We start from the raw sequence: 15,275 nt of genomic DNA on the forward strand, positions 1-15,275 counted from the left end.
CACAGGATCGTGCGCAGGATCGACTCCGTGCGGGCGGAGACGGCCCAGCCCCCGCCCGGCGCCATCACTCCGGCGACGAGGGCCATGGCCAGCAGCATCACCGTCGGCGCCAGATCGGTGGGCAGCAGCGCATCCTCCCTGCCGAGCGTCTCCCTCAGGCAGGGTCATAGCTCCCGTCGCCGGGATCACAGTCGATCTGGATCATTCGCGAATGGTCCGTCTCGAAGAGCACGATGCCCAGATCGGGTCCGGCGAAGTTCACGGAGTCGGACGTCGAGTGACGGCTGTACGGCATCCGTTCCTGGTACACGTAGTGGATCCCGTTCTCCTCCAGGACCCGGCACGAGGCCGGATCGCTCGCGGCGTCCTCGGTCGCATAGAGGAGCTGCCGGTCCAGGTCCGTGTACGCCATCCCGGCCACGGGCAGGCGCACGTCCTGGCCGAACATCGCATAGAGGTGAGCGGCGCCGGAGAACGGACTGGCGAGCACGGTACCGTCCTGATCCATCTGCGGGACGTGCTGCTCGAACAGCGCACGCTCATCGGCCTGGAGGAATCGGCCTCGGCCGGGGTAGTCGGCGGCGAGGTTCTTGGCGGCGTCGTCGGAGCGGGTGGGGAGGGACGAGAGTGCCGCGATGACCGCGGCGATCACGAGGATCACCGTCACCGTCACCGTCACCGTCACCGTCCGGGCCGGACGGAGTCCGTGGCGGGCGGCGCTCGCAGCGTGGGTAGTGCCTGGAGCGTGGGCGGTGCCTGGAGTGCGGGCGCCGTCCTGCGAGCGGACCAGCAGCCGCGACCAGGCCTGGAGGCCGGGCACCACGAGCACGGCGGACAGCATCGCGAGCGGCATCGAGACCCGGTCCTGGCCGCGGTAGTACAGGGTCGACAGGTTCAGCGGGGAGTCGAGCGCCGCATCGAGGTAGATCACCGCGATCGCCACCCAGGCGACGGCGAGCCAGCGCCAGGGGGCCGTGCGGAACGCGGTGACCAGGCCCGGCCACCAGAGCACCGCCAGGACCACGCCGAGGGCCATCGGCCAGACCGTCAGCAGGCCGAGCCCGACCTCGCCGAGGGCGAGCCACCACTGCACCACCAGTCCGCCGTTGAACCCGGTCACCTGCGAACCCAGCGGGGTGTACGAGAGCAGGATCACGGGCAGCAGGGTGAGGACCGGCACCACGACCAGCCAGGGACGTCGCCGCCAGGAGGAGGCACCGGTCACCGCGGTGAGCACGGCGAGCAGGATCAGGGCGGTGACCGCGACGTTCGGATGCAGCAGGCCCAGGCCGGCTCCGGCGAGACCCAGCACGAGAAGCGTCGCCAGGAGCGGCCGCGGTGCGAACCGGGGGAGCAGGGCGCCCCAGAGGGCGACCGCCGCGGCGATCACCCCGGGCAGCGCCGCGAAACCGGACAGGTTCGGGATGGGGGAGAGGTGGATCCACAGGTCCACGGGACTGGCGGGGATCAGCGCGGCGGTGATCGCGGCGGCGAACGACGCCCATCCGGTGGTGGGGAACAGCGCGCGGGCCAGCAGCGCGATGCCCAGGATCCAGGGAATGACCGCCAGCGCCAGGACCGTCCCGTTGAGCAGGGTGGGCGTGGTGACCCCGGGGACCACCGTGGCGAGGGCGTGGAAGGCCGCCGGGTAGAAGGAGGGATCGCCCGCGGAGTTCGAGACGGAGCCCACGTGCAGGGAGGAGGCGTCACCCGTCTCCCGGATCCGTTCCAGGGCCGAGAGGTGGAACAGGGTGTCCCAGCGCTCGAGGATCGCGTCGGGCCGGCCGGCCCGGAACGCGATCGGCAGGAGCGAGACGGCGAGAGCTCCGATCATCCAGAAGGCTCCGCCCGGGACTGCTCGGCGTGGGGCCAGGGCGCCGTCCAGGACCGTGGAGGGCAGGCGGACGCCGAGCCGGCGCAGCCCGAAGGCCACCCCGACGAGGAGGGCCGCGCCGAGCAGGAACGGCAGCATCGACCAGCGCAGCCCCAGGACGGACGCGGCCACTGCGCTGATCCCGGCGATCGCCGCTGCCAGCGCCGGGGCCAGAGCCAGGGCGAGCAGGCGCGACCCACCCAGCGCCCGGACCGCGGCGTACCCCGGGAGGTACGCCGCGGCGAGGACGACCAGAATGGTCAGGAGCAGGGAGAGCAGAGGGGTCACCTATCGTCGGAGGGCAGCGCCTCGTCGCGATACTGCGACGGAGGCACTGCCTCGTCGAGCGCGAGCCGACGTGCCAGGTACGTGGTGCGTTTCTCCGCGGCCTTGGTGCGGGCCTCCTGCAGGGCGAGGAAGCCCAGCAGGACGAGCACGGTCGCGTACAGCAGCAGGTCGGCGCCGCGGCCCACCCCGACCAGGTTCGCCACCCGGCTCAGCATTCCCGGGAACAGCACCGTCAGCACGGCGAACGCCGCGAAGGCGATGACCAGCAGTCGGCGCACCGCCAGCTGCTTCGCACCGCGCTTGGCGAACAGCCACGCGATGATCGCCACGATTCCCACCACCAGCAGGAGCTGGATGATGAAGGTGCGGCTGCCGACGTCGAGTGCGGGAACCAGGGCGAGGATCAGCTCGTTCCCACTCACAGGTCAGGCCTCCTCGGCCTGCTGGTGGGTGGAGGCGGAGCCGTCGCCGAGGACGAGGCGGGGGATGCCCGTCCAGTTCTCGGCGGTGGTGATGTTGCGACCGTCGATCAGGAGCTTCACCCCGGGCACGTCCGCGGCGGTGAGGTCCTTGTACTCGGCGTGGTTGGTCTGCACGATCACCAGATCCGCGGCCTCACCCACGTGATACGGCGCCCAGCCGAAGCCCTCGAGCTCGGCATCGTCGTAATAGGTGTCATGGACCGCGACCTCGGCGCCATGCTCACGCAGCGCCTCCACCACGGGGAACACCCCGGAGAACGCGGTCTCCTTCACCCCGGTGCGGTACGACGCACCGAGCACCACGGCCTTGAGCCCCGACAGATCACCCAGCAGGCCCGAGGCCCGCTCGACCAGCTTCGCCGGGACCGACGCGTTCAACGTCCGAGCCGTACGGACCGTCTCCGCATGCGGATCGGTCGACAGGTACAGACGCGGGTAGACAGGGATGCAGTGCCCGCCCACCGCGATACCGGGCTGGTGGATATGCGAGTACGGCTGCGAGTTCGACGCCTCGATGACCTTGTACACGTCGATGCCGTTGTCCTGCGCGAACAGCGCGAACTCGTTCGCCAGACCGATGTTCACATCGCGGTACGTGGTCTCGGCGAGCTTCGCCAGCTCCGACGCCTCCGGCGACCCCAGATCCCACACCCCGTTGGGGCGAGCCAGGTCCGGGCGCTCGTCGAACTCGAGCGCGGACTCGTAGAACTCGCGGGCCCGCTGCGTGCCCGCCTCGGTCAGCGCACCGATCAGCTTGGGGTACTTCCGCAGATCCTCGAACACGCGACCTGTCAGGACCCGCTCGGGCGAGAACACGGCGAAGAAGTCACTCGACTCCTTCAGCCCGGAGATCTCCTCGATCATCGGCACGAACCGGGTGCGCAGCGTCCCCACCGGCAGAGTCGTCTCATACGACACCAGGGTGCCGGGGGTGAGGTGCTCCGCCAGCGACTTCGTCGCGGCGTCCATCCAGCCGAAGTCCGGCTCCCACGTCGCATCGTTCACGAACAGCGGCACCACGATCACGACCGCATCCGCGCCGGGGATCGCCTCGGCGTAGTCAGTGGTCGCGGTCAGCTTCCCGGCCGGGACCAGCTCGGAGAGCTTCTCCTGGAGATGAGCCTCCCCGGGGAACGGCTCGACGGCCTGGTTGATCAGCTCCACCTGGCGAGGATTGGTGTCGACACCGATCACCTCATGACCGGCATCGGCGAACTGCACCGCGAGCGGCAGTCCGATCTTTCCCAGAGCGACGACAGCAGTTTTCACGGCGGGGTTCCTCCTAGTCCGACACCGGGCGCGGTGTCGCATGCACGACGGTGACCGTCATCAGCGGTCCACCGTGACAGAGTATCGTCATCGACCGTTCCGGAGCGTCGTGCTGCGACGCCCCGACACCGTGCCCTGCCCCGGTCGCCAGCCAGAAGGAGAGCCCGTGAGCACCCCCGAGCCCCCGCGCGAAGCAGTCGTCGAGAAGACGCCCCCGGGAGCGGACACCACCTGGTTCGTCGTCCCCCTGTTCAACGAGGGGCAGGTCGTGGGGGATGTCATCCGTGACCTGCGCACCCGGTACCCGCTCGTCGTCGCGGTCGACGACGGCAGCCAGGACGACTCGGCGGCCATCGCCGCCCGCGCCGGTGCCGCCGTCGTGCGCCACCCTTTCAACATGGGCCAGGGCGCCGCCTTGAAGACCGGCATCGACTACGCACTGCGTGACCCCCAGATGCGGCAGATCGTGACCTTCGACTCGGATGGACAGCATCAGGTCGACGACGCCGCCGCGATGATCGCGATGAGGGACGCGGAGCGGGTGGACATCGTGCTGGGGTCCCGGTTCCTGGATTCCCGGACCAAGCCCGGCCTGCTCAAGCGCATCGTCCTGCGGGGCGCGGTCTGGTACACGAACCTCACCAGCGGCGTGAAGCTCACCGACGCGCACAACGGACTGCGGGTGATCGGCCGTGAGGCCTGCGAGAAGATCGCGATCGAGCAGAACCGCATGGCGCACGCCTCGGAGATCGTCGAGGAGATCGGTCGCCATAAGTTCACCGTGCGGGAGCATCCGGTACACATCCTGTACACCGACTATTCCCGCTCGAAGGGCCAGTCGATGCTGAACTCGGTGAACATCGTCATCGACATGCTCTTCCGCTGAGCCCGCTGAGCCCTACGGGCCGGCGACGGTCGTCGACGGAGCTCAGCGGTCCTGAGCGGCGGAGTGCAGGAGCGCTGCGAGCTCCTCGTATCCGCCGTGCGCGGCCCATCCCTCCGGGGTCGCTCCGTGCTGGGGGTCGCGCAGTGCGGGGTCGGCGCCCCGGGAGAGCAGCAGCTCGACCGCACCGGTGCATCCCCGTACGGCGGCCTCGTGCAGGGCCGTGAGCCCGGCCGGGGTTCGTGCATCGATCCCGAAGCCGTGGTCGAGGCAGCGCGTGATCGCGTCGGTCCGATCTGCCGCCGCGGCGCGCGCCACGAGGTCGGGGTGATGCTCCTGCACCGCGCACAGCAGCGCGGGCGGGGCCTCTGAGCTGGTCGATCCGTCGGTCGTCCTGCTGTCTGGTCCACGGTCCGTTCCACCGGCCGAGCCACCGCCGAACCCCGAGGTCGCCAGGAGCTTCCCGACCAGTCGCTCCTGGTCGCTGATCGATGACGTCGCGGCGCCGACTCGCTCGAGCAGGTCGGCCACCTCCGGGTTCCCGTGGAGCACCGCCTCTTCGTACGGGGTGCGGCCGACGTACACCGGATGGGTGCTGCGCAGGTCGGGGACCGCGCCGTGGTCCAGGAGCAGCCGGGCCCGGCGGGGGAGCCCCGCGTGAGCGGCGTGCTGGAGCGCCTCGGTGAGGAGCTGACGGGGTGCTGGATGCCGCGGACCGAGCAGCCGGTGCCAGGGGCCGCCGTCACCGCGTCCCAGGCCCGCCCGCAGCAGCGGCTCGAGGAAGTCGACGTCGTCCTCGGCATGGGCGGATCCCGCGCCACGGTTGTAGATCGTCTGGCTGTCGTTCGCCGATGCTCCCGCCTCGAGCAGCAGCCCGGCCAGCTCCAGCTCCTGGGGATGCGGGGGAGCGCCCTGCTCGCCGCCCCCGAACGCGCCGGTCAGGGCCGTGAAAGGTGAGGGCAGGCCGTCCCAGAGGAAGCCGGAGTTCGGATCGGCGCCGGCTGCGAGGAGGAGGCGGGCCACGCCGAGGTGGTCGATCTGCTCCGCAGCGGACGATCCGGGCGGACTCCCGAGCCGGGAATAGGTCAGGTACAGCAGGGGCGTCCAGCCGAAGGGTCCGTCCTCGCGGTCGACGGCGGCGGGATCGGCGACCAGGATCTCGCGGGCCGCGGCCAGGTCGCCGGCCGCGGCGGCCGTGGCCAGGGTCGCGCGGGAGAGGGAGGGGTCGGCGGCGAGGAGCCGTGCTGCTTCTGCGTGGTCGCCCCGGGTCGCCGACCCGTAGTCCAGACAGGCCAGCCGGAGCAGCGCGTCCGCTCCGGTGCCGGACGGTGCGAGGTGGGGCCGACGGGTCAGACGGTGCACCTCGTCGATATGTCGCCGCAGCGCCGGCCACGAGCCGAAGCCGTACGTCCGGGCGATGGTCAGCTGGGCGTCGGTCAGCGCGAAGGGACGGTGCGGGGGCTCCGCGCCGACCGGGTCCGCGGGGTCCACGAGATCGGCGTCGCCAGGGCCAGCACGGCGGGGATCGGGATGGTGGTCCCGCACCTGGGCGATCGCCTCGGCGTCGCCGTGTCGCACCCGGTCGCGCAGGGCTTTCGCCTGACGGCGCAGGTGGGAGAGATCAGGATGGTCGGGCAGGTCCAGCTGGGGCATGTCGGCCTCCGCTCCGGGCCCGGTGCCCACTGGGTCGGGCAGGAGGGGAGACGGACGTCCTCGAGCTCGTACCCGGTGCGGGCTGGGCCCTTCCCGTGGGCGGGAGGCGTCACCGGGTCGCCTCGGCCCATCCTAGGCGTCGAAGCGCCCGTTGTCCGTCGGGTGCGCGATCCCGGGCTGGGACCGGTCAGCCACCGTCCGCGGGAGTGGCCTTGGCCGACCCGTCCTTGACGGACTCGAAGAAGGCGGCGATGTCCGCGTCGTCGGTAAGGATCGCGACCCCGGAGTTCCGGGTCTGGTATTCCGGATCGTCGATGGGCATCGTCAGGGTCCCCGCGCTCATGGCGCTCCGGGCGGTCAGAGCCATCCGGCCCACGGTGAAGATGCCGGTGCCCTCACTCGTGACGAGGGAGTCCGAGCCTGCCCCGGCGAGCTTGACCTGGCTGAACGGATTCAGCAGGACGGCCGGTGAGGAGACACGGTTCATGAGCGCGCCGACGAACTGCTGCTGGCGCTGCTGCCGCCCGATGTCCGCGGTCGGGTCGAAGTAGCGAGCACGCACGAAGGCCAGCGCCTGTTCGCCGCCCACGTCGTGGCAGCCCTCGGTCATGGACAGGCCGGACTTCTTGTCGTCCACGTCCCGGTCGATGCACAGGTTCACATGGCCCACGGCGTCGACCATGCCCGATACGCCGTCGAAACCGATCTCCACGTAGTGGTCGATGGTGAGCCCGGTGAAGTCCTCGACGGTCTCGACGAGGAGCGGGGCGCCGCCGAAGGAGTAGGCGGCGTTGAGCTTGTAGCCGCCATAGCCGGGAATGTCCACGAGGGTGTCGCGCGGAAGGGAGATCAGGTAGCTGTTCCCGTTGCGGGCCTTGTGCAGGAGCATGATCGTGTCGGTTCGGGCGCCCTCGGTCCCGTCGTCGTTCACGGCGTCGCCGCCGCGCCGATCGGAGCCCGCGATGAGATACGTGGTCCCCTCGGTGTTCTCGACCCCGGAGAGGGCATCGACGTGCTCGATGCGGCTGTCGGCCCACAGCACCAGCCCGGCACCCCAGCCCACCACGACGACGAGGACCAGGACGAGCAACGTCGCGCCGAGCCGCAGGGGCCGGGGGAACCGGGACCGGCGGCGGGCGCTGCGACCGTGCCCCGGGGGCGGGGGAGCGACCGGGTCGTGCCCGGCCTCCTCCCAGGGGGACGAGTCGCTGCGGAACCCGACGGCGGGATCCTCGGCGATCGGGAGCGCGCGGGTGGGCGTGGGGCCCGAGGGCCGGTCGGGGGAGTCCGGGCGGGGAGAGCGCGGCACCTGGCGAGCGCTGCCTCCGGCGCGGGCCCTGTGCCCGGCGGGACGGCGTGGCCCTCCTGGCCGCGGGGAGCGCGGGGGCTGGTGATCGCTCACAGCTGTCTCCTTCCCGGCCGGGATGATCTGGGTGCGGATGATCTGGGGGCGCCGACCGTGCGGGGTGCACGGCGGGTGTCGATGATCGGGGGCGTCCGAAGCCGCCTCCGATGTGCACGGCGCTCGCCAGAGTAGCGGTCCGCGGGGCCACGACGGAGCTCGGCGCGGCCGGAATGTCCAGCATGAGCAGAACCTCCTAGGAACCTTCACAGCGCCGTCATCCCCAGGTGTCCTCGATATTCTGCGGTCTCCGTACACTGGGTCACGTGCCGTTCCGCGGCCAACGACCACCCGCAGGAGGCGCTGTGACCCATTCCGCACCCGCAGGCGGCCCGACGCCGCATCCAGGGACCGCTCACCCCGACGCGACGACCGCACGGATCGTCGCCGTGGTCGTCACGTACAACCGAGCTCAGCTGCTCGGCGAATGCCTCGACGCGCTCGATGCCCAGGAGCGGCGTCCGGATGCCGTCGTGGTCATCGACAACGCGTCCAGCGACGCGAGCGGCACGGTGGCCGACGAGCACCGGATCGGTGCGGACGTCGTCCATCTCGGCCGCAACGTGGGTGGGGCGGGGGGCTTCGCCGCCGGGATCGCGCGCGCCCTGGTGCGGCACGAGGCGGACTGGGTCTGGGTGATGGACGACGACACCGTCCCGCGTCCCGGTGCCCTGGCCGCCCTGGTGCGTTCCCTGGAGGCCTCGCCCGTGCGTCTGAGCGTCCTCAGCTCCCGCGCGGTGTGGACCGACGGACGCGACCATCCCATGAACACCCAGCGCACCCGGCTGGGAGCGAGCGCGCAGGAGAAGGCGGACGCCGCCCGGGCCGGGGGGCGTCCGATCCGCACCGCGAGCTATGTCTCGGCTCTGCTCAACGGGCAGGACGTGCGCCGGCTGGGCCTGCCCTATGCCGACTACTTCATCTGGTCCGACGATTTCGAGCACACGGGGCGGCTGCTCCGGCACGGTCGTGGTCTCCAGGTCCCCTCCTCGGTCGTGGAGCACCGCACCGTTCTCTTCAGCAATGCCCAGGCGAACCCGGGATCGCGTTTCTACTACGACGTGCGCAATCGGCTGTGGGCGCTGCTGCGCACCACCTCGTTTAGCCCGGGCGAGAAGGTGCTCCATGGCGGCCGTACGCTGCTCGGCTGGGCCGGTCAGCTGCTGCGGCACCGTGGCGACCTGCTCGGCGTGGGGGCGCGGGGGCTGATGGACGCACTGCGTCGCGGGCCCCGCCCGTCGGTCCAGGTGCTGCAGGCGGACGGCGAGGCCGCGGCGGACGTGCGAGCCATCGAGCGGGCGGCCGGGCGGTGACCGCCCAGCGCGGCACGCCGGCATCGGACCGGAGCACGCCGCCCTTCGTGGTGCTCATGCCGCTGTGGGGGCGGGACGTCCCTGATCGGGTCGAGCTCGCCATCTCCTCGGCGACCGTCGACCAGCACCTGCGCCCCGATCTCCTCCTCCTCACGGTCGACGGACCCCTCCCCGCAGCTCTGGAGGGCCTCGTCGCCCGCGTCGTCGACGGCGAGTTCGGCCCGGCGGAGGTTCTTCGTCATGACGCACATCGCGGTGTGGCCGCGGCGCTGCAGGACGGGCTCGAGGCATCGCCCTACGAGCTGGTGGCGCGAGCCGACGCCGATGACATCTGCCGGCCGGAACGCTTCGCCCTGCAGATCCCGCGCATGCGGGGTGATGCCGGGGGGCTCGCCCCCCTGGACCTGCTCGGCGGCTCGATGCGCGAGTTCAACGACCGGATCGCTCCGGGCGACGGCCCGCTGCGCTCCCGCCCGCTGGAGCACGACCAGATCGTCGAGTACCTCCCGCACCACAGTCCGTTCCACCACCCCACCGTGGTGATGCGGCGGTCCGTCGCGCTCGCCGTGGGCGGGTACCGGGTCCTCCCGCTGCTGGAGGACTACTGGCTCTGGGAGCGGATGATGCTCGGCGGCGCTCGCATGGGCAACATCGAGGAGGTCGTCGTCGACTATCGCGTCGATGAGGATCTGTTCGCGCGGCGCGGCGGATGGCGGCTGTACTCGAGCGATCTGCGCCTGCAGCGCCGCTTCGTGATCGACCGCGTCACGACGCCCTGCCAGTTCCTGCAGAACCTGGTGCTGCGTGGCGTCTACCGCTTCATCCCCGGGCAGCTGCGACGAATCGGTTACCGAAAGTTCATCGAGAGTTCGGCCTGAATGTGACGTCCTCGGCGGGCCCGCCGAGGACTCGTCGGACCGGAGGGATGCGGTCCGGCGCTCCGCTACTGTGAACGGGTCCCCAGCGGACCGTCGCCTGCTTCGAAAGGACTTCCTGTGTCGACTCCTGACCTCCTGATCGTGGGTTCCGGCCTGTTCGGTCTGACCATCGCCGAGCGGGCGGCCGTCGAGCACGGCGCCAAGGTGATGATCATCGATCGTCGCCCGCACGTCGGCGGCAACGCGTACTCCGAGACCGACGAGCAGACCGGTATCGAGGTCCACAAGTACGGTGCCCACCTCTTCCACACCTCGAACGAGAAGGTCTGGGAGTACGTCAACCGGTTCACCACCTTCACCGGCTACCGGCACACGGTCCACACCACCCACAAGGGCGTGGTGTATCCGCTGCCGATCAACCTCGGCACGATCAACCAGTTCTTCGGGGCCGCCTACACGCCCGACGAGGCGCGCGCGCTGATCGCCGAGCAGGCCGGCGAGCTCGCGGGCACGGACCCCGAGAACCTCGACGAGAAGGGCGTCTCGCTCATCGGTCGCCCGCTGTACGAGGCGTTCATCAAGAACTACACCGGCAAGCAGTGGCAGACCGACCCCAAGGATCTGCCCGCCTCGATCATCTCCCGGCTCCCGGTGCGCTACACGTACAACAACCGGTACTTCAACGACACCCACGAGGGGCTCCCCACCCAGGGGTACACCGCGTGGCTCGAGCGGATGGCCGACCATCCGAACATCGAGGTGCAGCTGGACACCGACTTCTTCGACACCACGCAGCCGCTCAACAAGGACGCCACCCGCGGGAACATCCCCGTCGTCTACACCGGCCCCGTGGACCGATACTTCGACTTCGAGCTCGGCGAGCTCGGATGGCGCACCATCGACCTGGAGACCGAGCACCTCGATGTGGGCGACTTCCAGGGCACGTCGGTGATGAACTACGCGGATGCCGAGGTCCCCTATACGCGGATCATCGAGCCGCGCCACTTCCACCCCGAGCGCAGCCACTACCCCTCGGACCGCACCGTGATCCAGCGCGAGTACTCGCGCTTCGCGGAGACCGGCGACGAGCCGTACTACCCGATCAACTCCGGCGATGACCGCGAGCGGCTCCTGGCCTACCGCGAGCTCGCCGACGCCGAGCCCCGCACACTGTTCGGCGGGCGCCTGGGCACCTACCAGTACCTGGATATGCACATGGCCATCGGCGCGGCCCTGTCCATGGCCGACAACAAGCTGCCCGACCTGCTGCGCGCGTGACCTGCGGGACCCACGGCCTGCACCGTGGGGCCCATGACGATCGCCGACGAGGAGCATCATGAACGCCAACGCACCCACCCTCACCCCGTCCGACCAGGACGCGAACTCCCGGGGCTCGAGCCCCCAGGACTCGACCGACCCGGACACGGCCCTCGAGGGCGCCCCGCAGCGGCTGCTGCAGCGGCTGATCCTGCCCTACGAGGCGTCCCCGGACATCGTCCCGCTGTACATCGAGGCGGAGGACGCCCGCTCGGGCGCCACCGGAGGTGCCTTCGGCCTGGGTGACGCCCCGACGAGTGCGGCCACCGTGGATCCCGGCGCCGCGGCGCGCGGGGCGGTGCAGGCCCCGGTCGACGTCAGCGAGCTCAGCGACCGGCACTCGGTGCGGATCCCGGCACACTCGATGCGGTCCTTCGGGACGTACTTCAACGCCTTCCCGGCCAGCTACTGGCGACGCTGGACCCCCGTCCGCTCGGTCCGCCTCACCATCCGGACCGCGGGCCGCGGACACCTCATCATCATGCGATCCACCGCCCGCGGGACCCTTCAGCGCCAGGAGTCGCGCACGGTCACGGCAGGCCGCTCCGAGCAGGTCTTCGAGCTGCCGCTGACAGCTTTCGGCGATGGTGGCTGGTACTGGTTCGATGCCTTCGCCGGGGGGCAGGACCTCACCATCCTCGGTGCGGAGTGGACGGCGGACGCCGACCTCGCCCGCACCGACGGCACCTTCTCCATCGGGATGACGACGATGAACAAGGTCCCGTACTGCCTCGACAACATCCGGACGGTCGCGGAGGATCCGAACCTGCGTGAGCTGCTGGACGTGATGTACGTCGTGGACCAGGGATCGGATCGACTGCGCGATCACCCCGAGCAGCTCGCACCGCTGCAGGAGCTCCTCGGCGACCAGCTGCAGATCATCGAGCAGGGCAACATCGGCGGGTCCGGCGGGTTCTCCCGCGGTATGTACGAGGCGGCCACCTCGGGCACCTCGACCTATGTGGTCAACTGCGACGACGACATCGTGCTGGAGTCGGAGTCCCTGATCCGGATGACGACCTTCGCGGACTTCGCCACGAAGCCGACCATCGTCGGCGCCCATATGTTCGATCTCAACAACCGCAGCGTGCTGCACACCTTCGGCGAGGTCGTCGATCCCTGGAGGATCCAGCCGTCGCTGGCGAATCCGGGCGCCGCCATGGGGCATGACTTCGCCCAGGAGCCCCTGCGGTCCACGCCCTGGCTGCACCGCCGGGCCGACGTCGACTACAACGGCTGGTGGAGCTGCCTGATCCCCACCGAGACGGTGCGGGCGATCGGCCTGAGCCTGCCGGTGTTCATCAAGTGGGACGACGCCGAGTACGGCCTGCGCGCGAAGAAGGCCGGCTATCCCACGGTGTCGCTGCCCGGCGCCGGGGTCTGGCACATGAGCTGGGTCGACAAGGACGACCTCGTGGGCTGGCAGGCCTATTTCCACGAGCGCAACCGGATCATCACCGCTCTGCTGCACTCGCCGTACTCGCGGGGCGGCCGGGTGATCAAGGAATCGCAGTTCCTGGATATCAAGCACCTGATCTCGATGCAGTACTTCACCGAGGCCGGGCGTCTGCTGGCGCAGCGGGACGTCCTCGACGGGCCGGAGGCGCTGCACCCGTCCATCGGCACCAAGCTCCCCGAGATCCGGGCGATGGCCGCGCAGTTCGACGACGCGACGTCGAAGAAGGACCAGGACCACTTCCCGTCGGTCCACCAGGACAAGCCTCCGCGCAAGGGGAAGCCGTTCACCGAGCCCGCCCCCGTGAAGCTGCCGGCATGGACGGTGAAGGTCCTGGCCAAGCAGCTGCTGAAGGCGCCGACCTCCCGAGCACAGGAGAACCCGCAGGCTGCGGTCGCGCACCTCGATGCGAAGTGGTGGCGGCTGTCCGCCTATGACAGCGCGCTGGTCTCGAACGCGGAGGGAACCCAGGTCTCCTGGTACAAGCGCGATCCGCGCCAGGTGCGGTCGATGCTCGGCGAAGCCGTGGGGACGCACCTGGAGCTCCACCGTCGGTGGCCCGAGCTGCAGCGCTCCTACCAGCGGGCCGCCCAGCACATCACGTCCTTCGCGGAGTGGGAGAAGACCTTCGCCGCGAACCCGGCGCCGGTGCGCGAGCGGGACCGAGCCGCCCAGGACCTCGGGCCCGAGACCGCCTCCTCGACAGGAAGCGCCCCGGCGTGACCGGGGAGGCCGACGAGCCCCGCACGTCCCTGCCCCAGGTCCCCACCCGCGCCGAGCAGGCACAGGGATGGCGGGCCCCCGGACAGGACGCGGGCTGGCTGAACCCGATCCGGGAACGGTTCCTGCTGCGCCTTCTCGTGCGCAAGGAGCTGCGCGTGCGCTACCGCGGCAGCATGCTCGGCATGCTGTGGAGCTATGTGAAGCCCGCGGTGCAGTTCATCGTCTTCTACATCGCGCTCGGGGTGTTCCTGCAGCTGTCCAAGGGGACTCCCGGCTACGCCGTCTACCTCTTCAGCGGCATCGTCGTGATCAACCTCTTCGGCGAGGTGTTCGGCAACGCGACGAGGTCCATCACGGGCAACGGCGCGCTGGTGTCGAAGATCTATCTGCCCAGCCAGCTGTTCCCGTGGTCGAGCATGATCGTGGCGCTCGTGCACTTCCTGCCGCAGCTGCTGGTGCTCGTGGTGGGGGCGCTGCTGTCCGGATGGCTGCCGTCTGCGACCTCGATGGTCGCCTTCGGTCTGGGCATGGTGATCCTGCTGGTGTTCACGATGGGGCTGGGGATGCTCGCCGCCGCGCTGAATGCCGCGTTCCGGGACGTCGAGAACTTCGTGGACCTCATCGTCATGGTCGCGACCTGGCTCTCGCCGGTGCTCTACCGCATCTCCATGGTGGAGGAGTCGATCGGCGGCACGATCTGGTGGTGGCTCTATCAGCTGAACCCCCTGACGATCGTGGTCGAGCTCTTCCACGTCGCCTTCTGGCGGTACTCCGGTCCTGTGGTCGAGAAGCTGCCGATGGATCCGACCCTGGCCACACCAGGGGAGCCGTTCGGCCTGTGGTGGGCCGGCCTGCTGATCGCCGTGGTCACCTTCGCCATCGGCACCGTCGTGTTCGAGCGCTCCAAGCGGCGCTTCGCCCAGGAACTGTGAGGGGAGCAGAGCGATGAGTCCGAACATCGAGGACGTCCCCGACTCCGCAGCGGTCCCCACGGACCGCGAGATGGTGCGCATCCAGCACGTGACCAAGGAGTTCTCCCTGCGTCACGACCACTCGCTCAAGGAGCTGGTGTTCTCCGCCCTGCAGAAGAAGAAGCTCGCCGACACCTTCCTCGCGCTGGACGATGTGGACCTCACCGTCCACGCCGGGGAGACTGTGGGCCTGATCGGCTTCAACGGATCCGGCAAGTCCACCCTGCTCAAGACGATCTCCGGGGTGCTCTTCCCCGACGCGGGCCGGGTGATCCTGCGGGGCAGGGTCGCCGGTCTGATCGAGGTGGGGGCAGGCTTCCATCCCGATCTCTCGGGCCGCGAGAACGTCTATCTCAACGGGGCGATCCTCGGGATGAGCCGGGAGCAGATCGATGCGAAGTTCGACGAGATCGTCGCCTTCAGCGAGATCGAGGAGTTCATCGACACCGACGTGAAGTACTACAGCTCGGGCATGTTCCTGCGCCTGGCCTTCTCCGTCGCCGTGCACACCGAGCCGGACATCTTCCTGGTCGACGAGATCCTCTCGGTCGGCGACGAGCCGTTCCAGCGCAAGTGCCTCGAGCGGATCCGAGAACTGCAGGCGGCGGGCCGCACCATGGTGGTGGTCTCCCACGAGCTCGAGATGCTCGAGAAGCTCTGCACCCGCATCGTGGTGCTGCGCAAGGGCACCGTCGTCTACGACGGGGATCCGACCGAGGCCGTCGCGACCCTGCGCGCCAGCTGACCTCCCCGCCCGCCAGCTGACC

Annotated in this window: 12 protein-coding genes; 7 read left to right on the forward strand and 5 right to left on the reverse strand. The window is 70.0% G+C overall.

Annotation, left to right across the window (positions count from 1 at the left end; translation table 11 throughout):
• Positions 1–154: 154 nt before the first annotated feature.
• Genes ACT3T5_RS12195 through ACT3T5_RS12205 form a run of 3 tightly spaced genes read right to left on the reverse strand, consistent with a single transcriptional unit; the run spans position 155 to position 3,912 of the window.
• Complete coding sequence (locus ACT3T5_RS12195; RefSeq protein WP_444594465.1) at positions 155–2,161, reverse strand: DUF6541 family protein; 2,007 nt, start codon at positions 2,159–2,161, stop codon at positions 155–157.
• A complete protein-coding gene (locus tag ACT3T5_RS12200; protein ID WP_444577871.1) occupies positions 2,158–2,583 on the reverse strand; it encodes a DUF2304 domain-containing protein in 426 nt (141 codons plus the stop codon). The genes ACT3T5_RS12195 and ACT3T5_RS12200 overlap by 4 nt, the downstream gene beginning before the upstream one ends.
• 3 nt (positions 2,584–2,586) lie before the next feature.
• Positions 2,587–3,912, reverse strand: a complete 1,326-nt coding sequence (locus tag ACT3T5_RS12205) for a nucleotide sugar dehydrogenase (RefSeq protein WP_444594466.1) — start codon at positions 3,910–3,912, stop codon at positions 2,587–2,589.
• Between the two features lie 166 nt (positions 3,913–4,078).
• Between ACT3T5_RS12205 and ACT3T5_RS12210 the strand changes: the two genes are divergently transcribed.
• Positions 4,079–4,798: a glycosyltransferase family 2 protein gene (locus tag ACT3T5_RS12210; RefSeq protein WP_444594467.1), complete on the forward strand. Its 720-nt coding sequence runs from the start codon at positions 4,079–4,081 to the stop codon at positions 4,796–4,798.
• A 42-nt stretch (positions 4,799–4,840) separates the two neighbouring features.
• On the opposite strand, the gene ACT3T5_RS12215 is transcribed toward ACT3T5_RS12210, so the two are convergent.
• Both ACT3T5_RS12215 and ACT3T5_RS12220 read right to left on the reverse strand, forming a co-directional pair.
• Complete coding sequence (locus ACT3T5_RS12215) at positions 4,841–6,448, reverse strand: ankyrin repeat domain-containing protein (RefSeq protein ID WP_444594468.1); 1,608 nt, start codon at positions 6,446–6,448, stop codon at positions 4,841–4,843.
• A gap of 187 nt (positions 6,449–6,635) precedes the next feature.
• Complete coding sequence (locus tag ACT3T5_RS12220; RefSeq protein WP_444594469.1) at positions 6,636–7,850, reverse strand: LCP family protein; 1,215 nt, start codon at positions 7,848–7,850, stop codon at positions 6,636–6,638.
• Between the two features lie 305 nt (positions 7,851–8,155).
• On the opposite strand from ACT3T5_RS12220, the gene ACT3T5_RS12225 reads away from it, so the two are divergent.
• The 6 genes from ACT3T5_RS12225 to ACT3T5_RS12250 all read left to right on the forward strand — a co-directional run bounded on the left by ACT3T5_RS12225 (position 8,156) and on the right by ACT3T5_RS12250 (position 15,253).
• Positions 8,156–9,163, forward strand: a complete 1,008-nt coding sequence (locus ACT3T5_RS12225; RefSeq protein ID WP_444577876.1) for a glycosyltransferase — start codon at positions 8,156–8,158, stop codon at positions 9,161–9,163.
• Positions 9,160–10,041: a glycosyltransferase gene (locus ACT3T5_RS12230; RefSeq protein WP_444577877.1), complete on the forward strand. Its 882-nt coding sequence runs from the start codon at positions 9,160–9,162 to the stop codon at positions 10,039–10,041. The genes ACT3T5_RS12225 and ACT3T5_RS12230 overlap by 4 nt, the downstream gene beginning before the upstream one ends.
• A 117-nt stretch (positions 10,042–10,158) precedes the next feature.
• Entirely contained in the window at positions 10,159–11,319 is a 1,161-nt protein-coding gene (glf, locus tag ACT3T5_RS12235) for a UDP-galactopyranose mutase (protein ID WP_444577878.1), read from the forward strand.
• A 58-nt stretch (positions 11,320–11,377) separates the two neighbouring features.
• Positions 11,378–13,537, forward strand: coding sequence for a glycosyltransferase (locus tag ACT3T5_RS12240; RefSeq protein ID WP_444577879.1), 2,160 nt, complete (start codon positions 11,378–11,380; stop codon positions 13,535–13,537).
• Complete coding sequence (locus tag ACT3T5_RS12245) at positions 13,534–14,469, forward strand: ABC transporter permease (RefSeq protein ID WP_444577880.1); 936 nt, start codon at positions 13,534–13,536, stop codon at positions 14,467–14,469. The genes ACT3T5_RS12240 and ACT3T5_RS12245 overlap by 4 nt, the downstream gene beginning before the upstream one ends.
• 13 nt (positions 14,470–14,482) lie before the next feature.
• Positions 14,483–15,253: an ABC transporter ATP-binding protein gene (locus ACT3T5_RS12250; RefSeq protein WP_444577881.1), complete on the forward strand. Its 771-nt coding sequence runs from the start codon at positions 14,483–14,485 to the stop codon at positions 15,251–15,253.
• The last annotated feature ends 22 nt before the right edge of the window (positions 15,254–15,275 follow it).

The organism is Brachybacterium sp. AOP3-A1-3, from assembly GCF_052378285.1.
In the GTDB taxonomy this organism is placed as follows: Bacteria; Actinomycetota; Actinomycetes; order Actinomycetales; family Dermabacteraceae; genus Brachybacterium.

Coding starts and splice junctions, on each gene's coding strand:
- ACT3T5_RS12215 (WP_444594468.1), bottom strand. CDS start 6,448: ATGCCCCAGCTGGACCTGCCCGACCATCCTGATCTCTCCCACCTGCGC.
- ACT3T5_RS12240 (WP_444577879.1), top strand. CDS start 11,378: ATGAACGCCAACGCACCCACCCTCACCCCGTCCGACCAGGACGCGAAC.
- ACT3T5_RS12250 (WP_444577881.1), top strand. CDS start 14,483: ATGAGTCCGAACATCGAGGACGTCCCCGACTCCGCAGCGGTCCCCACG.